The sequence below is a fragment of the Alkalisalibacterium limincola genome (genome assembly GCF_008017755.1).
GTDB lineage: Bacteria > Pseudomonadota > Gammaproteobacteria > Xanthomonadales > Xanthomonadaceae > Alkalisalibacterium > Alkalisalibacterium limincola.
Genome location: NZ_VRTS01000001.1, coordinates 1 through 22,370 on the forward strand (window position 1 = coordinate 1; position 22,370 = coordinate 22,370).

Here is a 22,370-nt window from a genome sequence, read left to right on the forward strand (position 1 = left end):
GTCGCCGACGAACAGCCAGTCGCGCACGTTGCTGCCGTCGCCGTAGACCGGCAGCGGCTCGCCGGCCAGCGCCTTCTGGATCACCAGCGGGATCAGCTTCTCGGGGAACTGCAGCGGGCCGTAGTTGTTCGAGCAGTTCGTCGTCAGCACCGGCAGCCCGTAGGTGTGGTGGAAGGCACGCACCAGGTGGTCGGACGCCGCCTTCGACGCCGAGTACGGCGAGTTCGGGGCAAACGGCGTCTCCTCGGTGAACTTGCCGGTCTCGCCCAGGCTGCCGTAGACCTCGTCGGTGGACACGTGCAGGAAGCGGAACGCTGCGCGGCGGTCGTCCGGAAGGGCACGCCAGTAGTCTCGCGCGGCCTCCAGCAGGCTCAGCGTGCCGACCACGTTGGTCTGCACGAACGCGGCCGGGCCGTCGATGGAACGGTCGACGTGGCTTTCGGCGGCGAAGTTCACGACCGCATCGGGCTGGTGCTCGGCCAGCAACTGGTCGACCAGCGCGCGGTCGCCGATGTCGCCGTGCACGAAGACATGGTCGGCGTCCTCGGCCAGGGCCTCCAGCGAGTGTCGGTTGCCGGCATAGGTCAGCGCGTCGAGGTTGACGATCTTCGCCTGCCCGCGCTGCCGCGCACCCAGCACGAAGTTGCCGCCGATGAAGCCGGCGCCGCCGGTGACTAGCCAAGTACTCATTTCAAATCCAATACTTCGAAAAATTAAGCTTCTTGAGTACCAGTGCAGCGGTTGAGTCACCCTCGCCCATAAACATCTTCGAAGCGGACGATATCATCCTCACCAAGGTAGCTGCCCGACTGCACTTCGATCAGCTCCAGCGGGACGCGCCCAGGGTTTTCGAGGCGGTGCTTCACACCAAGGGGAATGTAGGTGCTCTGGTTCTCAGCGAGCAAGATCACCTCGTCGCCGCGGGTGATGCGACCAGTACCACTGACTACGATCCAGTGCTCTGCACGATGGTGGTGCATCTGAAGGCTCAACGCGGCGCCTGGTTTGACGGTGATGCGCTTGACCTGGAAACGCTCGCCCATGTCGATGGAATCATAACTACCCCAGGGACGGTAGACCTTACGGTGCCAGGTGGGTTCACTGCGACCCTGAGCCTTCAATGCGGATACGATCTCTTTGACATCCTGCACCTTGTCCTTATGAGCCACGAGCACAGCATCGTCAGTATCCACCACGATGACGTCCTGCAGCCCCAATAGCGCCACAAGCCTGCCGTTGCCCCAGGCCAGAGTGTCACGGCAGCCCAGAGCGATGACGTCACCGTGGTGGGCATTGCCCTCGCCATCCTGCTGGGCCACCTGCCACAACGCGGCCCAACTGCCCACATCATTCCAGCCCATCTCAACCGGCAGCACGGCAGCGGCCTGCGTGTGCTCCATCACCGCGTAGTCGATGGAGTTCGAAGGGGAGGCTTCAAATGCCACCTTGTCAAGGCGGACGAAATCTTCATCGCGTCGAGCCTTTTCCAGCGCTTCGCGGCAAGCCGCGAACATTGCCGGCTGCTCGGGCTCGAGCTCCGCCAGGAAGACGGAAGCGCGAAAGAGGAACATCCCGCTGTTCCAGAAATGATCGCCGCTGGACACGTAGACTTCGGCGGTCGCTGCATTCGGCTTCTCTACAAAGCGAGCAACCTTGCGGACACCCTGCCCGGCCTCCGCTTTGATGTACCCGTAGCCGGTCTCTGGGCCGGAGGGGATGATGCCGAACGTCACCAGCACCCCACCCTCGGCCACTGGGACGGCCTGCGCGACGGCAGTGGTAAAGGCATCCACATTTGCGATCACATGGTCAGACGGCAGCACCAACAGCAGTGGATCGTCGCCGTCCCGCATCGCCTCCAGAGCCGCTACGGTAATAGCGGGTGCCGTATTGCGGGCCGCAGGCTCCAACAGGATAGTCGCACCAGAACAGCCTGCCTCGCGGAGCTGCTCGGCCACCATGAATCGGTGGTCCTCGCCCGCGACCACGAGCGGCGCTGCCGATGCCAACGACCGCACACGCTGCCACGTGGCCTGCAGCATGGAGACTTCACCGACGAGGGGAAGAAATTGTTTGGGGAACGCTTCCCGGGATAGTGGCCACAGGCGGGTGCCCGAGCCTCCACAAAGGATGACAGGGATCATTATGCTGCCTTGCTGAGTCGGGTGACGGAAATGGCAGGTGTCATTCGCATAGAAGACGCTCGAGGTGAGCGACGATGCGCTCACCGGTCCGTCCATCCCAAAGCGGTGGCACGCTGCCACGCTTCCACTGCCCGGCGAACAGGCGGTCGAGGGCCGGCCCCAGTCTGACTGGATCGGTACCGATCAGCTCGTTCGTCCCGAGCTCCACTGTTTCCGGTCGTTCTGTGTTGTCGCGAAGGGTGAGGCATGGCACACCCATGACTGTGGTCTCTTCCGTGATGCCGCCGGAATCGGTTATCACAGCCTTCGCGTGCTTCACCAGCCAGTTGAATTCGAGGTAGGGCTGCGGATCGACCAAGTGAATGTTCGACGGGAGACCTGGCAGCGCACGCAGCGTCTTGGCAGAACGCGGGTGCACAGGAAACACCACCGGCAAACCACGGGTGCCTGCGCCAATCGCGTCCAGCAATCGTGCAAAGCCGTTGCCGCTGTCCACGTTGGCGGGCCGATGAAGGGTGGTCACGAAATACTCGCCTGACTCCAACCCCAGCTCGTCAACGAATGCCGGTGCGCGCAGGCGTTGCATGTTCGCCAGCAGCGTGTCGATCATTGTATTTCCGACGAAGAAAATGCGCTCGTTTCCAACATTTGTCTGGCGCAAATTCGAGTTGGCCACTTCGCTGGTGGTGAAAAACCAGTCAGTCACCGCATCAGTGGCCAAGCGGTTTATCTCTTCAGGCATAGTCCAGTCGCCGGAGCGAATGCCGGCCTCCACGTGCGCCACCGGAACATGCAGCTTCTGTGCAGTGATCGCGCAGGCCATGGTCGAAGTGACATCGCCCACCACCAGACAGCAGGCGCTACGTTCTGCCATCAGCAACTTCTCGTAGCCCACCATGATTCCCGCGGTCTGTTCCGCCTGGGTGCCTGAGCCCACCTCCAGATTGACGTCCGGCGCGGGAATCCCCAACTGCTCGAAAAATTCCCCGGACATGCGCGGGTCGTAGTGCTGCCCGGTGTGCACCAGCCGCCAGTGCAGCGGACCGCCCTCTTCCGCGCGCGCCCGCATGGCGTGCAGGATCGGGGCGATCTTCATGAAATTGGGTCGAGCTCCTGCTATGACATCAACTAACATTGCAAAGCTCCTCAGCGAAGGTGCTTCAGTGAATCAGGGGGCGTCGGCAGGCCCGGAAAGCTCCGCCATGCCAGCCGCGATTCCGGTAGCACCACCACCCAGGCGGTGACAAAGATGCAGGCCAAGTAGGTCCAAAGTCCGCGATTCGCCACGTACCACTCTTCCAATGCGCCCTTGTACGGCATGATCACGTCGTCGTAGAAGCGCTCCGGGTCGTTCGCTTGGTGCATCAGTTCTTCTTCGTCGCGGAAAATGATCGAGCCGATGCCTGACAGCCCCGGGCGAACCTTTATGATCTCCGCCTTGGACTGTTCCGGGAATGCCTCGAAGCATCGCGTTGTCTGCGGGCGCGGGCCAATCACGCTCATGTCACCGCGCAGGATGTTGATCAGCTGCGGCAGCTCGTTGAGCTTGGTCTTGCGCAGGAACTGCCCCACCGGCAACACCCGCGGGTCGCCCTTCACCGTCACGGTGCCGGTGGCCAGGTTGGGGCTGTCTTTCAGCATCGTGGCGAACTTCAGAAGCCCAAACAGCTTGCCGCCCTGCCCGATGCGCTGTTGCACGTAGAAGATCTCGCCCTCGCCAGAGAACCGCAGCACCAGCACGATCGGCACCAGCAACGGCGACAGCACCAGCAAGGCCAATCCGGAAAAAACGATGTCGAGAAAACGCTGCATGGTCACATCCGGCTGTCGAGGTAGCGGCCGGTTTCCTTGTGCTGGAAGGCCGGAATCATCTCGTTGAACAGGTCGACGATCGGCGCCTTCTCCCAGGTGGGCTGTGCGCGGATCTCGACGATGCGGGTCAGAAAATGCTGCAGAATCGCGTCATCGAACTTCGGCTCGTTCTTGATCACGCCGATGGTCTCAAAGCGGTCCATGTCCAGCGCCTCGGCGTCGGTGAAGAACTCCTCGAAGTCCTTCTCGCCGGTCGTGTCGCTGGCGAAGAAGTACACCGGCCAGCGCTTGGCGGCGATCAGCTCGGCCGAACGATCGCGCGCCTCGTCCTCGCTGTCGCACTCGTGCGGTGTGTAGCCCAGCGACTCCAGGTAGCGCACGGCGATGTCGGAGAACCGCGTGAGGTGCAGCGCCTCGCTGAGCTTTGGGAAGAAGATGTCACGGTTCTCGCCCAGCAGGCAGGAACTCAGGCACAGCTCGCCGGACTCCTGCGGGGTGACGAAGTAGCGGCGCACGTCGTTGGGCGCCGAGATCGGCTGGCGTTTGGCAAAGCGCTGGTTGAAGCCGTGCAAGAGCGAACCGTCGGAGAACGCCACGTTGGCGAAGCGCGCCGTGGAGATCGGCAGGTCCAGGCTGGCGCGCATCAGGAACATCTCCATGATGCGCTTGCTGGCCCCCATCATGTTGACCGGGTTCGCGGCCTTGTCGGTGGACACGCAGAAGTACTTGCGCGCTCCGTTGGCCTTTGCCTGGGCTATCGTCGCGATTGTATTGAGGACATTCACCTCGACCAGGCGCATCAGCGTGAAGGGGTCCTTCTCGCTGCGCACGTGCTTCAGCGCCGACAGATTCAGCACGTAGTCGTAGCCCTGCCCGGCGTTCATCAGCGCACCGAACTCGCGGCTGCCGCAGTCCAGTGCGAACGTGCGGAAGTCACCCTCAATGTAGCCCAGCGTGCTGCGGATATCGCGCACCAGCTCGACCATGTTGTTTTCGCTGATGTCCACGACATGGAGCACCTTCGGGTGGCGCTTGAAGATCTCTCGTGTGACGGCCTGACCGATGGACCCGGCACCGCCGATCACCAGGAAGCGGCTGTCGCGCACACGCGAAGTCAGCGTGTCCTCCTCGCGAGCGATATCAGTCTCAAACAACGGTCGATCCCGCCCGATCAACTCCAGCATATTCATTGCTTCAACCTATGGAATTCGCTTTCCGGCACGCTGGACGGCAGATTGACCACTCGGGCCTCCAGCCAGCGCGAGTTCTTCAGACCGTCGTGCTGGCAGTGCTCGAACATGGGGAGTCGCGACATCAGGCGCCAGATGGGGCGGGTCATCACGTCGCGGCTGTTGGTGTACTCCAGCAGCGCGTCGCGGTCGGACTCCGACTCCAGCACGATGGCGTTCAACCACCAGTTGGCGGTGGTGCCCGGCAGTGGCTCGACGAAGCGCACGCCGGTGCCGGTGAAGAATTCGCGATAGCTCGCCGCCACCTCTGCCTTGATCTCCAGCATCTTCGGCAGCAGCTCCATCTGCGCACAGCCGAGCGCGGCATTGAGGTTGGGCATGCGGTAGTTGTAGCCCGCCTCGTCATGCACGAACTCGTACGGGTGCGGCACCTTGGCGGTGGTGGTCAGGTGCTTGGCCCGGCGTGCCAGCGCCTCATCATCGGTGATGATCATGCCGCCGCCACCGGTGGTGATCACCTTGTTGCCGTTGAAACTGAGGGTGGCTAGCCGACCGAATGTGCCGGTGTGGCGGTCACCCCCCCAACTGCCAAGTGATTCTGCGGCATCTTCGACCACGGCAATGCCGTGCGCGTCGCAGATCGCACAGATCTCCTCGATTCGTAGCGGAACACCGAAGGTATGCATGGGCACGCATGCGGAGATGCGCCGGCCGGTGCTGCGGTTCCAGGCCTGTCCGTCGCGCAGCTCGGCGTGCTCGGACAGCCAGCGGCTCAGCGCTTCCGGGCCAAGCCCCAGCGTGTCAAGGTCCACATCCACAAATACGGGATGTGCGCCCACGTAGCTGAGCGCGTTGCAGGTGGCGATGAAGGTCAGCGCCTGGGTGATGACCTCATCGTCGCGCTGCACGCCGGCCAGCTGCAGGGCCACGTGCAGGGCGGCGGTGCCGTTGACGGTGGCGATGGCGAACTTCGCACCAGTGTAAGCGGCGATGTGCTGCTCGAACTCCACCACCTTTGCCCCCACGGAGGAAACAAAGTTGGAGTCGATGCAGTCAACTAGGTACGGTCTCTCATTGCCCTCGAACACCGGACGGTGCAGCAACACCTTGCGTTCGGGCGCATAGAGCCCGGACACCATGTCCACGAGCCGCCGCGCGATATTTTCACCCTCACCGTTCATTGGCGCCCGCCCCTAAACCCTGGCCGTTTCGCGATTGTCGAGGAACCATTGGTACGCACCGCGAATCCCCTCCTCCAGCCCGATCGAGGCCCGCCACCCCAGTGCCTCGAGCCGCGATACGTCCAGCAGCTTGCGCGGGGTGCCATCCGGCTTGTCCGGGTCGGTCAGGATCCCTCCCTCGTAGCCCACCACGTCCGCAACCAGCTGAGCCAATTCGAGGATGGAGATGTCCTTGCCCACGCCCACGTTGACGAACTGCTCGCCCGAATAGCGTCGCATCAGGAACACGCAGGCGTCCGCCAGGTCGTCCACGTGCAGGAATTCACGCCGCGGCATACCGGTGCCCCAGATCACCACGTTGGCGCGCCCCTCCTCCCTGGCCTCGTGGAACCGCCGGATCAGCGCCGGCAGCACGTGCGAGTTCTCGGGGTGGTAGTTGTCGCCCGGCCCGTACAGATTGGTCGGCATCAGGCTGATCGCGTCGAAACCGTGCTGGCGGCGATAGGCCTGGCACATCTTGATCCCCGCGATCTTCGCTATCGCATACCACTCGTTGGTGGGCTCCAGCGGGCCGGTGAGCAGGTGGTCCTCGTTCATCGGCTGCGGCGCGTGCTTTGGGTAGATGCACGACGACCCCAGGAAGCAGAGCTTCTTCGCGCCGTTCTTCCAGGCCGAATGAATCACGTTGGCCTCGATCACCAGATTGTCGTGGAGGAAATCGGCCGGATAGGTGTCGTTGGCATGGATCCCGCCCACCTTTGCAGCGGCCAGGAACACGTACTCCGGGCGATGGGCCTGGAACCAGGCCGCCACCCCCGCCTGATCCATGAGGTCGAACTCGGAGCGCGCGGGTGCCACCACGTTGCCAAAACCCTGCGCGGCAAGGGCCCGGACAATCGCACTGCCCACCATGCCGCGGCCGCCGGCCACGAAAATGCTGCTGTTGGACTCCATGCTCATTCCCGGAACCGGTAGGAGCGGTAGCCACTCTTCTCGATCAGCGCGTCACGCCGTGCCCACTCCAGATCCTTCTCCACCATCTCCGAGACCAGCTCGTCAAAGCTGATGCGGGGCTCCCAGCCCAGCTTCGCCTTCGCCTTGCTCGCATCACCCAGCAGCGTTTCAACTTCCGCCGGGCGGAAGTAGCGCTTGTCCACCACCACAATCCGGGCACCCGGTCGGGCCTTGCATTCATCGGGAGCAGCAGCCAGCACGCCATGCTCGTCGGCGCCTTCGCCCTTCCACTCGATCTCCATACCAAGGCGCCTTGCGGCGGCCACCACAAAGTCGCGCACTGAATTCTGCTTACCCGTGGCGATCACGAAGTCCTCGGGCTGCTCCTGCTGCAGCATCAGCCACTGCGCCTCCACGTAGTCGCGCGCGTGGCCCCAGTCGCGCAGGGCGTTGAGATTGCCCAGATACAGACAGTCGTCCAGGCCCAGAAAGATCCGCGCCAGGGCCCGGGTGATCTTCCGGGTCACGAACGTCTCGCCACGCAGGGGCGACTCGTGGTTGAACAAGATACCGCTGCACGCAAACAAGCCGTAGGACTCCCGGTAGTTGACCGTGATCCAATGGGCGTAAAGCTTGGCGACCCCGTAGGGTGAGCGTGGATAGAACGGCGTGCTTTCCCGCTGAGGGACTTCCTGCACCTCGCCGAACATCTCCGACGTGGATGCCTGGTAGAACTTCACCCGGTCTTCCATCTTCAGGATCCGGATCGCCTCCAGCAGCCGCAGCGTGCCCATGGCGTCGCTGTTGGCGGTGTACTCCGGGCTCTCGAAAGATACCGCCACGTGGCTTTGAGCACCCAGGTTGTAGATCTCATCCGGCTGGACTTCCTGCACTACCCGGATCAAGTTAGTGGAGTCGGTCAGATCCCCGTAGTGCAGCACCAGGCGCTGATCGGGCTCATGCGGGTCCTGATAGATATGGTCGATGCGCTGCGTGTTGAACTGGGATGCGCGGCGCTTGATGCCGTGCACCTGATAGCCCTTCTCGAGCAGGAACTCGGCCAGGTAGGCCCCGTCCTGGCCGGTGACTCCGGTCAACAATGCTTTCTTGGTCATCTGGTTGTCGCTTCCGTTCTTCAATCGTGAATGGTAGGTGCCGGCAGCCCTCAGGCCCAGCCGCGAATCCGGTAGTAGGCCAGTCCGATGTGCTCGTGCATGGCGCGCGTACTGCGTGAGAGTGCGTCAGCGCTTGGCAGCAGCCGTCGCAGCCGGAATTCCGGCTCGTCTGACACAGAGAAACCGGTAGCGACCGGCACAAGGGTCACTTCCAGCGCGGAAAGCGTGGCGATCGAGCGCCGCATGTGCGCGGCCGAGGTGACGACCAGCAGCGAGCTGATCCCATGCTCGGCCAGCAGCGGCGCCAGTTCCTCCACATGACCCCGGGTGGTCTGCGCCCGTGCTTCAAGGATCATGGCCTCCCGCGGCACACCCATATCGGCCAGGAACATCGCCCCGGCCTCGGCCTCGGTAAGCCCACCGGTGCGATGAGGCTGTCGACCTCCGCTGAGGATGACCTGCGGCGCCCGGCCTGCATGGTAGATCCTGGCCCCATGCCAGTATCTGTCGACCGCCCCGCCGGCAGAGGGGTAAAGGAACTGGCCGTTGCCGGTGCCGAACGCCCCGCCAAGTACCAGAACCGCGTCTGCCTCGGGCAGCGACTCCACTGGCACATCAGACCAACCACGCTCAAGCGCTGCCATCATGCGGTCGGCCACCGCAGGCATCGAGAAGACCCACAGGACCAGGATCGCCGCCCCCAGTGCGACAGCGCCGGGCCGCTGCCGCCCAAGATGCCAAAGCGCCAACGCGACCCCAGCGAGCGACAACCCCAGGCCCAACGGATAGAAAATTAGCGAGATCGACTTCACGAACTCGTACATCACACTGCTCACAAATCGGGACCCAAAGGACTCACAGTCCCGTACCATCACCAGCAGCCAAGGGTACGAACTCCACGAGCAGATAATCGTTTGCCAACGAACCCACTACGCGGGCATGAGGGTTCCTCTGGTGAGACCGCATGATGGCTGCATTGTGCTTCGATATCGTTGTCAAGCACTTGAAGCCGGACCACCAGGCACAGTGGTACAGGATCTGGTTCATCACTCTGCCGATCCCCCGTCCCTCGTACGGCTCATCAATCAAACGCCCGACAAAGCACTTGCGGTTCCAGAAGCAACGAAGAAAGAAGTAGCCCACGAGTCGCTCCCCGCAGAATACGCCAAACATCAGGAACGCTGAGTTTGTGTGCATGCGCTTCAGACTCGCCATATCAAAGCCATGAGGTCGGAAGTAGCGAAGTCGCTCCTCACCCTGTGATCGAATCAGGGATTGAAGATCGTGCAGGTCTGTGTCACTCAATGGTCTGAATTCGAACCCCCTCAACTCAAAGTTGGCAAAGGCTCGTTTAACCTGCAGCTGCATGTCTCTACGACAGAGCAGCCCGTACACCAGTGTATTGAGCCTCTCTACGACTGCCCAAAGCCAAGGCAATCGGTGTTTTATCACTAGCAGAACGCGGGTGATCATGACGCAGCCAGCAAATGTTTAAGTCCTCGCTGCACCGGCAGCTGCCACACGAGCTTGCACCAGTCGTGATTCCCTTCAATCAGCCCGGGCCCCTCCGGTGTGATCACGATGTCCCAGCCGATCGAGCGGTTCTGCGGATGAAGCAGACTGGCGCGACGAACCATGTCCAATGTCTCCGGCCAGAACGGAACCTGGAAGCCAACGATCGGTGTCCGGGTGATGGGATGGAGGGACTCCGGCGCCTTGGTGATGTCCGAGTAGACGCCAGGGCCATTGACAATGCCCGTCGCTTCGTCGATCGGCGCGGCGAGATTACCTGCGGCCATGTTGTCAACCGGCGAGTTCACCGAAATCCTCAGTCGGCAGCCCAGAACGCGATACTGGCCCGCGCGGTCGACGAGCGTGAAGACGCGAACCGTATTCACGCCCGAGGGCGACAGCGCGCTGAGCAGCGAATGTTGTTCGACGAATGCCTCGACCATGTCGAACCCATGTTGCTGCATCCATTCGGCCAAATGCTCCGCCTGCAGCTCCGAACTGTGGTGGATCCGGACACTGGCCCCGCAGTTGCCGGTAGCATCCTTGAATACCAGTCGATCTTGCTGGGCGAGAACGCGATCCGCCAGACCGGGGTCTTGCCTGAACTCGTCGATACTCCACAGCGGATGTCGGAAGAACTCGCGATAGGCCAGGTAGAAGTGTCGCTTGTCGCTGAGTACGCCCCGGCTTGGCCGGGGGTTGGACAGCAACTGGAACTCGTACATGGTGCCAGTTCCCGCCCAGAGAGACTTGGCGGCGGAATCCATCCCGAAGAATCCGAATTGGTACCACTCGAGCGGGGCAATGTTGTATCGCAGCGAGTCTCGCACGACAGCCAGGGCTTGCCGAACATGGCCGATGCCATGGCGTGTATTGACGTGACCCATGAATCGCCACAGCGTCGCCCACTGCATTCGACGCAGATAGTAGCCAAGGTAGGCGATCCTTCGGACAAAGCTCATGCGCTGCAATCCATTTCTCGCACCAGATGATCGACACTGACGAACTCGGCGTCCGGCCAGCGCTGCACAATGTCCGACAAGAGAGCGCGCAACGCAGACAGACTGTTCTTGCGATGCGACTCGCTCAAGTGACCGCAGAAGTTGACCCGATGCGAGCTTATGATGGCGGGCCGTCGCCAGCGAAAAGCCGCGGACACCTGTTGCACGGCGTGCGCCACGGGCTCATAGCCCCGTTCGCTGGCCGGCTCGAACACGACATTCCTGACCACGGTAACGTGGCCTTGACCGGATTGCCGACCACTACAGTTGAACTCACGGCGGCTTGTACCGTTGCCCATGGGTCGGGTGCATCGGAACGGCTTGTCGATCGCCAGCACGCCAGCCGACCCGGCCACGTCGAACAATGAGGGATGCAGCGTCTGTGCGGGCGGAGTGAACGTCTCCGAGCGGAAGCCCCAGTTCCTTGCAAAGACGTCGAGGCCATCCCGGATGATCCGTGCATGGCTGTCGAGTTCGCCGACGTCATGGAACGCAAATGCCTCGGTGAAGCCAACGCCCGGCATTTCCGGATCGTCGGCAAGCGCCGCCATGCAACCGTTCTCCAGGTTAGTTCTCAAGTCTGACGCACCCGACCGCAACTTCCGCTCGAACAACTCGACATTCAGGTGTTCGCGGCCATGGAACTGCGGCCGGATCAGACCGCGATCGCGCCCTTCCTGCCACAGTGCCCAGGCGCCTTCATAGGCGGCGGGCTGCTCAGCCGCTAGACGGGCGAACGTGACAGGAACGGACTCATACTCGTAGCCTCGCCTAGTAGATCGGATTCGGGCGAAATCAGGATTGGCGGAGACCGCATAGGCCGTGAAAACCGCGGGTCGCCTGTGCCGTCACGAACGCTATCCAGCACTTCGAAGAGCGCTTCCAGGTCTTGCCGGGTTTCCATCGCGTCGAACTGGTCGAAGTGCGACGACAGGTCGAGGCCAGAGGCCGCCAAGCGGTCGCGCGCTACGCGCGAGGCCACTCGCACATTGCAATAGTCGTCCACCGCTAATGCCACGAGCTTGCGATTGCTGCGCCAACCGCGCAGGTTCTTTAGGTTGTCGAGCAGCTTCTGCTTGATCATGGCTCGTGGTCGGGCTCGAAGTAGAGGTCGGCGAAACGATCGGCATTGGCCCGTGAAAACCGGGCTGCAGCCGCCCTGGCGTTCTCCGCCATCTGGTCCAGTTCGGGCGGGCGAGAGGCCAGATGCTCTATCCAGCGGACGATCTCGTCTATGTTCGCCGCATCGATGCAGCGGGCGTGCCCGAACCGCTCGGCATCACGCGCCAATTGGCTTTCGGGTGGCGCAACATAGAGCGACGGAACGCCCATGCTCATCAAATTATAGGCCTTGCTCGGCACCGAGCCTTGGGCTACACGCGCGTCCAGCACGACAACGCCCAAGTCGGCCGCGGACAACGAGTAAGGGAACATGTCATCGGACTGAAACGGCAACATCTGCACATTGGCCAGACCGGCTTGCTCAACACGGCGACGGATTGCGGGCTCACGTGGACCTCGACCGATGATCTGGAACAGGATACGCGTATCGCCCTTCAGTCGCTCGGCTACGTCTATGAGCAATTCGACGTTGTGCGTCACGCCGATGTTGCCCGAATACTGCACCACGAATCGCCCTCCTACAGCCTGATCCCTGAGGAAAGGATTCTCTTCCCTAGCAATTCGCTCGCCGCCCTGGAACATGGCCCAGATCGGCTGGATCAGGAGGCGTTCGCGCCGCACATAGACAGCCAGTGCGTCCGCCATCACCTCGCTGATGGTGAAGATCCGGTGGGCCTTGCGGAATGAGCGACGGTTCAACCAAGCCCATGCGCGGTACAAGGGGTGAGAATCTCGCATTCCCGTGATCTTCAGCGTGTCAGGGTAGATGTCCCAGATCACCATGCTGAATCGGTGCGGCAAGACCAGGTTCAATAGGTAGCCCATGGGCGGGACCGAGACGAACAGGACCTCATGCCCGCGATAGCGCGTCATCAGCAACCACCACATGCGTGCCAGCGCCCCAGCGAACGAGACCGCTTTTCTTAGCGCAGGCCGCTCGTGCCAGCGGTTGATGTGCCGCACCTTGATGTCCGGAGCCAAAGATTCGCCCTGAACATGTACGCTACCCGCGATCAGCGTGACCGATTCGAATCGGCGGTTGAACGCATTGGCGAAGCCGATAGTAAGGTAGTTGGCGGCCTGATTGACGATAACCAGGCGCCGAATAGTGGCCAAAGGCTTTGGGTTCATACGCTTAGCATGCCTTCTGGCAAATAGGAAGATGCATTGAACGGCATAACGCAATGCCGACAATTCAATGCGAAGAGCCGCCTTCCGACAGCAGTTGTTCGAAAAGGATGGCATAGTCGAAGAATCGCTCGTCGCGGTTGAAATGCTTTACCGCATGCACCCGACAATCCTGACGCATCTTCTCTCGATTCATCGCACAAACATCGATGATTGCTTCAGCCATCGCACGAACATTTCCTTTCTCGACGACTTTTCCTACATGAGGCTCCAATGACTCCGGACTGCCTCCGGTGTCGTAGGTAACCACCGGCGTACCGCTCGCCAGGGCTTCGAGGTTAGTTGTCGGAAAGTTGTCGCTGTAAGTCGGATTCACGAAAACCCGAGCGTCTGCGTAAAGTTTAGCCAGAGCATGGATGTCCTGGGTTCGGGGGAGACCCTCCACGCCTTCGGCAAGACGACTCCGATGTTTGGCCTCAACACCCACCAGCACCACTCGGTAGAAGTCAGGCAGCAGCTTGCGCAATGCAGAAAAGTCTGCCAAACCCTTGGCGTCGCTCCAATGGTTTGCAACGCCCAACACGACCGGGCGGTTATCATCGTTGGGTCTCGGATCGTTGGCTCTCGGAACAAAGACATCCAGATCAATTCCATTCGGAATGCAGTCGATCCGGAAACTGCCAAGAAAAGACTGTCGAGCGATGCTCTGCAGCCACCGGCTTGGCGTAATGATCGTCACGTTATCAAGCTGCGTGAAAAGATCCCGCTTCCAAACCCAATTTTGCGCGCTCCTGTCTGTAAGGCTGCGTGGATAGAAGGAAGTCATCGGGCAACCCCCGCAACCATTCCGCCATTTCTCGCAACCGAAACGATCAAAGTTGGCACAGTGCCCTGTGAGCGGCCAGCAGTCATGAAGCGTCCACACAACGGCCGTGCGTGTTCTCCGCAACCAATCAAACAGGATCGGAATGTTCAGATAGTAGCCATGCACATTGTGCAAACACACCAGGTCCGGATTAAGACTGTCCAACCAATGAATCATCCGCTGCGTCGACGTCGCTGAACCCAAGCCGTGACCATCCAATGCAAGCGAATATAGGCCGTGCATCGCATGATCCAAGGGTCCAGAAATTCGATACGCTTCGGTCGGGCCGGGGTTTGATGGTCTCCCGTAGGCAACCCAGGTGCGGTGACCACGCAAACGGGCCGCCATGGCGATCCCTTCGACGATACGGCCGGTGCTGCCCGTGTTGTAGACCGAGTTGACCTGTACAATTCTCAAGATCGAAAGCTCTCCGCAGTATTGCCGTCTATGGCCATCGGCAATGACGCGGTCCCGTTGAATTCTGTCGATGCAGTCATTACGCGCCTTCGCATACGCGCAGGAACTCACTCGCGATCCGGGCACTGGCCAGATGCCCCACGGACGACCTGGCATTCGTTGCCAACTTCGCGCGCAGGTCTTGATCAGCCATGAGCTGAGTTAATCTTTGCGTGAATTTCTGCTCGTCATGCGTCTTCACCAGATAGCCATTGAATCCGTCGATCACGAGATCTCCGGGGCCGGCGTCGCAGTCATATGCAATGCAAGGCAAACCAAAAGATAATGCTTCAGATAGCGCATTTGGAAATCCTTCGGAATCCGAGGCAAAAGCGAAAATCGAAGCGCGGCTATAATAATCAGCTACCTTCCTTTGTTTTCCTTCCAAGCTTACCCATCGATCGATCTTGAGTGTCGACACTATTTGCCTGAGCTTTTCCATCTCGGAGAACCCTTGGGCGTCATCACCGACGATGATGAGTCGCCAGTCGGCAGTCCGCGCGGCAGCAAACATGCGCACCAGTCGATCGACATTCTTGGAAGGGATGAGGCGTCCGACGAAGAGAACTTCCCGCCTCCTGGGCATCCCTGACGCGTTTGGCCAAGATACGAGCGGGTTGGGTATGATCTCGATCTTGCGGTGCTTTGGGATCTTCTCTTTGAGTACGCGTGCTGCACGGCCTGTTTGGACAATGACACACGATGCGGCTCCATACAGCCACGTCCGCAAGAATTCGTGAAGAGCGCCTAGCGATTTCTTCGGGTTAGAGCGATCGGCCACAACGGTTTCGACACCAAGACCCTTGACGGAAAGCAAGGCTAGATTGTTCCAGTATTCTCCAAAATTAAGAAATACTGAGGGCTGGGTTTGACGGACAACGCGGCGAATGAAGACCATGGTCCTGAGTGTTGATAATATTCTTTGTCGCCCGGAAAATTTGAAATCTGGGGTATGCATCTTAACTTTTGGCGAAATTTCGTAGTAAACCTCAGGATTGTTGCCGTACAGAATGCAGTGCACCTCTAAGTTGGGTAATTCTGAAAAATCATTCAGTAACGTCGATGCCACACGTTCGGTGCCACCAGTGCATAGCGAATGGAGACCGATCAAGATCGTTTTCAAGGATTTATCTCTGTTTTGCTTGATGCCATCCGCTTCTATCGCTGATCAACTTCTTACGACTTACTATGGCAAAGGTTTAGACCACCTAACTGCCCACAGTTGATAGATGAAGATGCGCCATATGAGCGGCGAATAGTGAAAGCGACCGTCTTTGAAGCTCTTGATCCAAGACTCGGCGACGTGCGGATCTAGGATGTTTGAGTTACGAAGCTGATCGGGTGAGCATGTTTCAGACAAAAGCTCGCTCAGCTCGCCTCGGAGCCATTTCATGATCGGAAGCGAGAACCCTGCCTTAGGTCGCGTCATCATCTCCTTCGGGACATGACGATGCACGATATGCTTAAGGATGCGCTTCGTCGTGTAACCGTCATACTTGAAATCGAAGGGAAGACGAGCCGCAAATTCCGCGACGCGATGGTCGAGGAGAGGTTCCCTTCCCTCCAATCCTACGGACATCGTAGCCCGGTCAACCTTGGTGAGAATGTCGTCTTTGAGATAGGTCTGGTAGTCCAGACCCATCGCTGCCTCCACCGGGTCCATCCCACGAGGCCAGCGTTGCTGACTTGGGATTCGCGACTCACGATCACCGGGTAGAAGCTGGTCGAGCATAGACCGCGGAACTTTCTTTGAACGCTCATGGAGGCGTTGAGCCATCAGGGCGTTGTTGGGCACGAGACTCTCCCCCAACCCAAGTATCTGGTGTCGCAATGCGTGTCTTGACTTTGGAAGAAGATGCTCGGCCACCTTCAACGATCGACTTGCGACACCGCGCAGCCCCGGGGGAATCAGGCTCATGCGCGCGATCCGGCGTGCTGTGGTCGGATACGAGTCGTAGCCGCAGAACAGTTCGTCACCCCCATCAGCCGACAAGGCGACTTTCACACTATTCCGCGCCAGGCGGCTAACCAGAAGTGTCGGGATTGCAGAACTGTCCGCAAATGGTTCGTCGTACACTTCGGGCAGCTGGCTAATCGTCTGCAATGCGTCGGCCGGCGAGCAGTACAATTCATGATGATCCGTGCCCAGCAAGCGCGCCGTTGCGCGGGCATGCGGGGCCTCGTCGTTTCCCTCGGTAAAACCGATGGTAAACGTCTTGATCCTCGATGATGCAGCGGACTGCAACAGGGAGACGACAGCCGTGCTGTCGTAGCCGCCGCTCAGAAAAACTCCTACCGGCACGTCTGCCACCATCCGATAGTCACAAGCGGACTTCAACAACGCTTCCAATGCGTCGGCTGCGTCCTCGAATTCTAGTGCCAGCTTGGGCGCTTCATGGAGACGCGCGTAATCCCACCAAAGAACACGTTCACATCGCCGCGTCTTCAGGCTAAGAACCCAGTAAGTTCCCGCATCCACCTTGTTGCAGTTCTCATAGATGCAGCCGTCGTCCGCGACATAACCATTCTCGAAGAATGACCTCAGGCCCGACTGACTCACTTGGGCATCGAACGCCTGGTTGGCCCTGAGCGCCTTTAATTCGGAGCCGAACAGCCAGCAATCTTGGTGTTGATAGACATAGAGAGGTTTTACGCCCACCCGATCCCGGACGAAATATACCTGCTCGCTTCGCGCGTCGCACAGGACAAACGCAAACATGCCTATGAAGCGATCAAGGCACCTGATCCCCCATTCTGAGAATGAATGAAGAATCACTTCGGTATCTGATTCCGTTTGGAATGCGTGGCCGCGTGCAATCAATTCCTTTCGAATCTCGCGGTAGTTATAGATCTCTCCATTGAAGACGATTGAAAGCGGCCCGCGGCACATCGGCTGACGACCGGCTACGGTGAGGTCCAGAATAGACAGCCGCGCGTGTCCCAAACCGACCCTTGTCGCAAGGCCATCAATCACCAGAACGTCTTCGTCGTCCGGCCCCCGGTGCCGCAAGCTGGCCACCATAGATCGCACGTCAGGCTCACCCAGCCGGCCGGCAAAGTCGACGAATCCCGCGATTCCGCACATCAACTTGACTCCATTTGCGTCAACAAATCATCGGAAGACAGGAATTCGACGGACGGCCAGAGCCTTCGAATGTTCTCTAACAGTTCGTCGAGCAGCCGAACGCTCCGTGCCGCATGGACGCGATCCATTCCGGAGACATAATTGACGCGGTGCGTGGACACAATCGCGGGCTTGCCCACCGCGAAGGCTTCCTGAACGCCGCGGAGCGTGCTGGCCAGCCAGTCGACATTCTGGCTTTCGAAAGGCTCGAACGAGACATTTCGCACCGAGTACAGCAATCCTTCGGGGCTCTTCATGCCCGTGTAGTAGCGTCGTACCCGCCCTTCGGGCCGGTCGCCCGCCGGGACGTACTGGCCCCTCTGCGCCTGAATGAGGCGGACCCCCGAATCCGCCAGGGTCATACGCAATTGATCCGGAAACGTGTAGTTGCAGGGAATAAATGTCTTTGATCCAAAGCCGAAGGTTTGGCCGAACAGATCGAGACCCGCCTTCAGGCGCGAGCGGGCATCCTCGACTTCATCGGGATTCTCGGCCCAGAAAGCCGCAAGGTAGTCGCGCTGCCGCGGCGACGAGGTGGACGTCGTGAGTCCATAGAATCGGTACTGAAACGCGATCCTGGTCTCCAGGCGCTCGTGGCGTAGGTCAGACATCCACCGTGGCACGTTCAGATGTTCGCGCCCATGGAACTGAGGCCGAATCAACCCTTGTTCCATCGCCTGTCGCCAGCTGTCTGCCATGCTTTCACCATGATAGTGCTGATACGAATCCCAGAGGTGTTGGTGATGAAATCGCTGGAAGTCGTCGCGTTCGATGGCATCGAAGTCGGGATTGCCCAAGATCGTGTTAAACGTGAACACCGCGGGACGGCCGTTTGCGTCGCGATGAGCATCGATAACGTTCATTAGCGCATCGAAGTCGCTGCGGTTTTCGAGGCAGTCCAGGCGATCGTAGGGTGAACGATCCACGCGAATGCCGGCCGTCAGAAGCGCGTTGTAGGCGCTCCGGCTCGGCATTCGGATGGCGCCCCAGTCGTCACTTTCGAAGACGACTAGTTTGCGCCGCGTACGCCATCCGCGCAGATTCGAATACAGCCAGAGGCCCCTTTCTTTGAGCGATTGAGGAGTCATGATTCCATTCAACCCAGAATCCCCCGCATTCCCCGCATCACGTAGAAAATCAGTTCATATAGGCTTTGATCGGCATTGACGAACGGTGCGAGGAAGAAATTCCCCGACACCAGCCAGATAGACGCGAAGCCGAGAACGAAGCGCACACCCAAGACCAGGTTGAGCACCAGCATCATTGAAGCTGCTCCAATGACCTGACGATCTAGACGCTTGCGCCCGGCCCCAACCGCAACAAACAGGATTAGGGCAGCCAACAGCAGCATCTCAGCCAAGGCATAAAAGCGGCCCAGCGACGGAATGTAGCTAACGAAGTTGACCACCCCGTAGAGGAGCATTCCGAACACAAGCAGGCTGCGCACCAGGCCCTGATCGCGCAGGCCGCCGCGCCAGACCATCCAGCTGGCGCTGACGGTGAAGAAAGCGGCCGTGAGCCAGTGGTTTATTTGCAGGAACCAGATCGCAGAGTTCTTGCGGTCCTCCATTACGTCTGGGTTGGTGTCTACGGCGCCGATATAGCTGGATGCGCGCTCCTCGATCGGCAAGGGAAGATAGCCCATCAAGGTCTGCACAGCAGCCAGGTCAAGCGCCGAACCCACCATCGACACCAGGAAGAAAACATAGACGGCGATCCCAAAGCGACGAACCAGGAAGTAAATGGCCGTGACGGCGCAAGCAAGCCAGAATGAGAAGTGGATGAAGGGAGTAGCCAAAATAACGAGCAGATACTTGCCCCTCCCGGTCGCATGGTAGTGCAGGAAACCAAACACGAAGACGTGAAGCGCAGTCCACATTCGCACCCCGTTAAGACCCATGCCGATGTTGACATGGAAGGCATACGCCACAAGTAGGAAAACCAGCAGGGCGCCAATCCGTCCGGGGATCCGATCAATCAAGAACCATACGTTGCGTGTGTATACATAGCCAAAAAGTATCCCGAATGAAGCGAAGAGCACCCACTGCTCGTCGGTCACTCGCGAGATGACATAGGTAAGCAAGGGCTGGTAGAGGTCTTGGTAGTGGCTGCCTTGCGCGAAAAACAAACCAAGGAGTTCGCTCAGCCTAAGGTCAGCCTGGTGAAACTCCCGCAGCCACTCAGCATACCTGACGGAATCAGATGCTGAGTTCGCTGCAATATAGAAAACCGCGCCGAAGTAGACGGTGAATATCCACACCAGATTGCGCGACGCTGGATCTCGCGGACGCATGAGCGCCAACACGACTGCCACGAAGGGTGCCAGCAGCGCCAGCAGGTACAGGCGCGCGGATCGACCTGGTGTCGATCTCAAGACTACGCGCTGCATCGCGCTGACTCCGCCGTAGTCTGCATATCCATCATGCTCAGCGCCGCAGCCCGCACGCCAACGCGTCATCCGCCAAGCGATCAAACTCCCGGACCACGTTAGAGATGTCATATTGCTCCGGCCGCTCGATCTGCAGTGCCTCGTCGTATTGGCCGGACAGGAACTGTTCGATAACCTTGACCCCCAGCTTATTGCCGTGAACATTGAGGATCGGTCGCCCGCACAGCCAGTAGTCGATCAACTTGCTGGGCGTTTGTCGGGCACCAACGTTTTCGAAGTTGACAACGAAGTCCATGGATGCGAGAGCCTCCATCACCTGCGGTCGTGGAAGGACCCCACGTAGAATGATCCGCGGATCTCGCTTAGCAAATGGGGCCACCAGCTCCGGGCTCTTGGTGAATACGTGAAACTCGAAAGCTCCCTTCCGCTCAACCAGATGCTGGAGAAAGCCACTAGGGTCGCGTCGCCCCGGTATGAACAGTCCGGCGTAGGCAAACCGCACCACTCCATCACTTCGCGGCGAGATCGCCTTGAGGTGCGCGTAATCGGCAATGCGAAAACCCTGCGGTATCACGTGGATCTTGTCGCGGAATTCGGGGTAGTAAGCGACCCTGGCCCCCTCCACAGGCACCACGATGGCGTCGGCACGCCGGCAGAATGACTTCTCCGGAAACCGGAAGTAGGGCATAACAGGAAAAGAGTCATTCTCCGCGCCCATGTAAGGGTCACCACAATCTGCGAGCCACACATCCGCAGGTAGGCGTCCGCGGCGATGCGCGCGCGCCACCCCCCAGTGGACAGGATGCGGCGCGGCGATTGAAATCAGTACGTCATGCCGAGGCAACGATTCCAAAGCCTTGGCCGTCCGCCAGAGCAGCTGAATAGAGGGATAATCGAATGCCAGGAGCAGCGCTCGCCGCACCGCGCGCAGCACCAAGTTCTGCTTGCCACGGAACGAAGTGGGAATCTCGGGCCACGACTCCTGAGCCAGATCGACCATCGTCATTCCATACTGGCGCGCAAGGGCCTCCTGTTCTGGATGACGAGGCGTCAGCACGGTCACCAGGTGACCCTGCCTGCACAGTTCCTTGGCCAGTTCCGTTGTGCGGTTAGCACGAGGAGAGTTGCCCGGGTGGAACGAGCGGCTGACAAGCAAGTACCTTTTAGCCATCGCTACACTGACCCGTTAGAGATCGCTGAGCGACCAGATGACTTCTGAGATCCCGCACGTCAGAGATCTTCGTAAATTGAAACGAGTTTTCTGACAACCACCGAGGCATCATGGACACTCTCGACAAATTCGCGCCCCTGTTGCGCCGATTCCTGGAGCTGCATCGGCGTCAACCCAAGTACGCTTTTGAGGACTTCGTATATCGAATCTGGATCCGCGTTAAAGAACGGCAGCTCGGGTCCAACGGGGAAATGCTCTAGATAGGAATCTCGAATGGAAACCACAGTGGGACGACCAATAGCAAGGGCCTCGATGGATGCAGTTCCGTACCAGCCTCCAACGATTTGATCGATGAAGATGTGACATTTCCGGTATCGACTTTTCAATTCCTCATGCGACACGCCTTCAACAAGGTCAAGTTCTATCGCATAACCTTCGTCTTTTAATCGCTCAACTGCATCAAGTATGTACGATGTACCCTTATTCCCCCGATGGGTGGGGGCGTGCATTAGCCTAAAGGATCCATCGAATTCCGGCAAAGGCGTGAAGTCGTATTGCTCCATGTCGATTGCCAACGGCAGCAATTCTGAGTCAGTAACAAACTCCGAATAGCAAGGGGCGCAGACCAACAACTTATCTACGTATTTACGCTCGCGCGCCAGACGCTTATCAATCATACGATCAGTGACCACGCCTTCCTCTGGCGTCTGCTTGTAACGAACATTTGTCCACTTATACTTGCCAACACTCACTCCATATTTTTGAACGTCACTACCTAGATATTCCATCACCACCTTCTTTCCAAGCATTCGATAAAGCGGCAAATCCCATTGACCCTTGGCCAGCGTTATTCCAAAGTAGAAATGGAATATATCATAGGCAAAAAAACAATACCCAAGGTAGATGCGCGTCCATGCATGCCTTGTAATTTTTTGAAACAGATTCCCTCCATGAGGCAATGAGACGTCTGTCACCCTGCAAAATGAATCTGGTCTGGTTACCGATACCGCCTCATAGCCGAACCGACGAAGGTACATGGCGAGAACGCCGGACTGAGTTCCGTAATTAACCAGCCCGTGAAAGATTCGCGGCTTCGTTTTCACTTGCTTTCCCCAAGAAATAGAAGGTAGCGCATCCCAGGGATCCGCTTTGCTATTGTGATTAGAGGGTTTTCTGCCGGGAGTCTATGAGCAAGACCGCGCATGC

20 protein-coding genes are annotated in these 22,370 nt (G+C 59.3%); all 20 read right to left on the minus strand.

Annotated elements, in window-relative coordinates; translation table 11 throughout:
• The coding region (locus FU658_RS00005) for a dTDP-glucose 4,6-dehydratase (protein ID WP_147890235.1) at positions 1 to 690 on the minus strand (690 nt) is incomplete at its 3' end.
• A gap of 56 nt (positions 691 to 746) precedes the next feature.
• On the minus strand, positions 747 to 2,144 hold the full coding sequence (locus FU658_RS00010) for a mannose-1-phosphate guanylyltransferase/mannose-6-phosphate isomerase (protein WP_147890705.1): 1,398 nt from the start codon (positions 2,142 to 2,144) through the stop codon (positions 747 to 749).
• A gap of 40 nt (positions 2,145 to 2,184) precedes the next feature.
• Complete coding sequence (gene wecB, locus FU658_RS00015) at positions 2,185 to 3,240, minus strand: non-hydrolyzing UDP-N-acetylglucosamine 2-epimerase (protein WP_222708316.1); 1,056 nt, start codon at positions 3,238 to 3,240, stop codon at positions 2,185 to 2,187.
• A gap of 50 nt (positions 3,241 to 3,290) precedes the next feature.
• Complete coding sequence (locus FU658_RS00020) at positions 3,291 to 3,956, minus strand: sugar transferase (RefSeq protein WP_147890237.1); 666 nt, start codon at positions 3,954 to 3,956, stop codon at positions 3,291 to 3,293.
• Positions 3,957 to 3,958: 2 nt separating this feature from the next.
• Positions 3,959 to 5,110, minus strand: a complete 1,152-nt coding sequence (locus FU658_RS00025) for a UDP-N-acetylglucosamine 4,6-dehydratase (protein ID WP_255505329.1) — start codon at positions 5,108 to 5,110, stop codon at positions 3,959 to 3,961.
• A gap of 32 nt (positions 5,111 to 5,142) precedes the next feature.
• Positions 5,143 to 6,327 (minus strand): LegC family aminotransferase, encoded by a 1,185-nt coding sequence (locus FU658_RS00030; protein WP_255505330.1) that lies wholly within the window; start codon positions 6,325 to 6,327, stop codon positions 5,143 to 5,145.
• A 12-nt stretch (positions 6,328 to 6,339) separates the two neighbouring features.
• Positions 6,340 to 7,281: a GDP-L-fucose synthase gene (gene fcl, locus FU658_RS00035; protein ID WP_147890239.1), complete on the minus strand. Its 942-nt coding sequence runs from the start codon at positions 7,279 to 7,281 to the stop codon at positions 6,340 to 6,342.
• Between the two features lie 2 nt (positions 7,282 to 7,283).
• Entirely contained in the window at positions 7,284 to 8,396 is a 1,113-nt protein-coding gene (gene gmd / locus FU658_RS00040; protein ID WP_147890240.1) for a GDP-mannose 4,6-dehydratase, read from the minus strand.
• Between the two features lie 50 nt (positions 8,397 to 8,446).
• Complete coding sequence (locus FU658_RS00045; protein WP_187265828.1) at positions 8,447 to 9,220, minus strand: YdcF family protein; 774 nt, start codon at positions 9,218 to 9,220, stop codon at positions 8,447 to 8,449.
• Between the two features lie 645 nt (positions 9,221 to 9,865).
• The gene (locus FU658_RS00050; RefSeq protein ID WP_147890242.1) at positions 9,866 to 10,870 is read right to left on the minus strand and encodes a sugar-transfer associated ATP-grasp domain-containing protein; all 1,005 of its coding nucleotides are present in this window, start codon (positions 10,868 to 10,870) and stop codon (positions 9,866 to 9,868) included.
• Positions 10,867 to 11,460, minus strand: coding sequence for a hypothetical protein (locus FU658_RS00055; protein WP_147890243.1), 594 nt, complete (start codon positions 11,458 to 11,460; stop codon positions 10,867 to 10,869). The genes FU658_RS00050 and FU658_RS00055 overlap by 4 nt, the downstream gene beginning before the upstream one ends.
• Positions 11,461 to 11,633: 173 nt before the next feature.
• Entirely contained in the window at positions 11,634 to 11,993 is a 360-nt protein-coding gene (locus tag FU658_RS00060; RefSeq protein WP_147890244.1) for a hypothetical protein, read from the minus strand.
• The gene (locus tag FU658_RS00065) at positions 11,990 to 13,162 is read right to left on the minus strand and encodes a glycosyltransferase family 4 protein (protein WP_187265829.1); all 1,173 of its coding nucleotides are present in this window, start codon (positions 13,160 to 13,162) and stop codon (positions 11,990 to 11,992) included. The genes FU658_RS00060 and FU658_RS00065 overlap by 4 nt, the downstream gene beginning before the upstream one ends.
• Before the next feature lie 64 nt (positions 13,163 to 13,226).
• Positions 13,227 to 14,552 (minus strand): glycosyltransferase, encoded by a 1,326-nt coding sequence (locus tag FU658_RS14900; RefSeq protein ID WP_187265830.1) that lies wholly within the window; start codon positions 14,550 to 14,552, stop codon positions 13,227 to 13,229.
• Positions 14,521 to 15,603, minus strand: a complete 1,083-nt coding sequence (locus FU658_RS00075; protein ID WP_147890247.1) for a glycosyltransferase — start codon at positions 15,601 to 15,603, stop codon at positions 14,521 to 14,523. Before FU658_RS00075 ends, FU658_RS14900 begins: the two co-directional genes overlap by 32 nt.
• A 63-nt stretch (positions 15,604 to 15,666) precedes the next feature.
• Complete coding sequence (gene asnB / locus FU658_RS00080; protein ID WP_147890248.1) at positions 15,667 to 17,565, minus strand: asparagine synthase (glutamine-hydrolyzing); 1,899 nt, start codon at positions 17,563 to 17,565, stop codon at positions 15,667 to 15,669.
• Positions 17,565 to 18,692 carry a hypothetical protein gene (locus tag FU658_RS00085; protein ID WP_147890249.1) on the minus strand — a complete coding sequence of 376 codons (1,128 nt, stop codon included), beginning with the start codon at positions 18,690 to 18,692 and terminating at the stop codon, positions 17,565 to 17,567. Before FU658_RS00085 ends, asnB begins: the two co-directional genes overlap by 1 nt.
• Before the next feature lie 8 nt (positions 18,693 to 18,700).
• Positions 18,701 to 19,993 carry a hypothetical protein gene (locus tag FU658_RS00090; protein WP_147890250.1) on the minus strand — a complete coding sequence of 431 codons (1,293 nt, stop codon included), beginning with the start codon at positions 19,991 to 19,993 and terminating at the stop codon, positions 18,701 to 18,703.
• Positions 19,994 to 20,030: 37 nt separating this feature from the next.
• A complete protein-coding gene (locus tag FU658_RS00095) occupies positions 20,031 to 21,164 on the minus strand; it encodes a glycosyltransferase (RefSeq protein ID WP_147890251.1) in 1,134 nt (377 codons plus the stop codon).
• Between the two features lie 59 nt (positions 21,165 to 21,223).
• Positions 21,224 to 22,267, minus strand: coding sequence for a glycosyltransferase family protein (locus FU658_RS00100; RefSeq protein ID WP_147890252.1), 1,044 nt, complete (start codon positions 22,265 to 22,267; stop codon positions 21,224 to 21,226).
• Positions 22,268 to 22,370 lie beyond the last annotated feature (103 nt).

What these genes read in the sequence shown, in the direction of transcription:
- FU658_RS00010 (WP_147890705.1), bottom strand. Translation starts at nt 2,144, where the DNA reads ATGATCCCTGTCATCCTTTGTGGAGGCTCGGGCACCCGCCTGTGGCCA.
- wecB (WP_222708316.1), bottom strand. Translation starts at nt 3,240, where the DNA reads ATGAAGATCGCCCCGATCCTGCACGCCATGCGGGCGCGCGCGGAAGAG.
- FU658_RS00020 (WP_147890237.1), bottom strand. Translation starts at nt 3,956, where the DNA reads ATGCAGCGTTTTCTCGACATCGTTTTTTCCGGATTGGCCTTGCTGGTG.
- FU658_RS00030 (WP_255505330.1), bottom strand. Translation starts at nt 6,327, where the DNA reads ATGAACGGTGAGGGTGAAAATATCGCGCGGCGGCTCGTGGACATGGTG.
- fcl (WP_147890239.1), bottom strand. Translation starts at nt 7,281, where the DNA reads ATGGAGTCCAACAGCAGCATTTTCGTGGCCGGCGGCCGCGGCATGGTG.
- gmd (WP_147890240.1), bottom strand. Translation starts at nt 8,396, where the DNA reads ATGACCAAGAAAGCATTGTTGACCGGAGTCACCGGCCAGGACGGGGCC.
- FU658_RS00045 (WP_187265828.1), bottom strand. Translation starts at nt 9,220, where the DNA reads ATGTACGAGTTCGTGAAGTCGATCTCGCTAATTTTCTATCCGTTGGGC.
- FU658_RS00050 (WP_147890242.1), bottom strand. Translation starts at nt 10,870, where the DNA reads ATGAGCTTTGTCCGAAGGATCGCCTACCTTGGCTACTATCTGCGTCGA.
- FU658_RS00055 (WP_147890243.1), bottom strand. Translation starts at nt 11,460, where the DNA reads ATGGCGGCGCTTGCCGACGATCCGGAAATGCCGGGCGTTGGCTTCACC.
- FU658_RS00060 (WP_147890244.1), bottom strand. Translation starts at nt 11,993, where the DNA reads ATGATCAAGCAGAAGCTGCTCGACAACCTAAAGAACCTGCGCGGTTGG.
- FU658_RS00065 (WP_187265829.1), bottom strand. Translation starts at nt 13,162, where the DNA reads ATGAACCCAAAGCCTTTGGCCACTATTCGGCGCCTGGTTATCGTCAAT.
- asnB (WP_147890248.1), bottom strand. Translation starts at nt 17,565, where the DNA reads ATGTGCGGAATCGCGGGATTCGTCGACTTTGCCGGCCGGCTGGGTGAG.
- FU658_RS00085 (WP_147890249.1), bottom strand. Translation starts at nt 18,692, where the DNA reads ATGACTCCTCAATCGCTCAAAGAAAGGGGCCTCTGGCTGTATTCGAAT.
- FU658_RS00090 (WP_147890250.1), bottom strand. Translation starts at nt 19,993, where the DNA reads ATGCAGCGCGTAGTCTTGAGATCGACACCAGGTCGATCCGCGCGCCTG.
- FU658_RS00095 (WP_147890251.1), bottom strand. Translation starts at nt 21,164, where the DNA reads ATGGCTAAAAGGTACTTGCTTGTCAGCCGCTCGTTCCACCCGGGCAAC.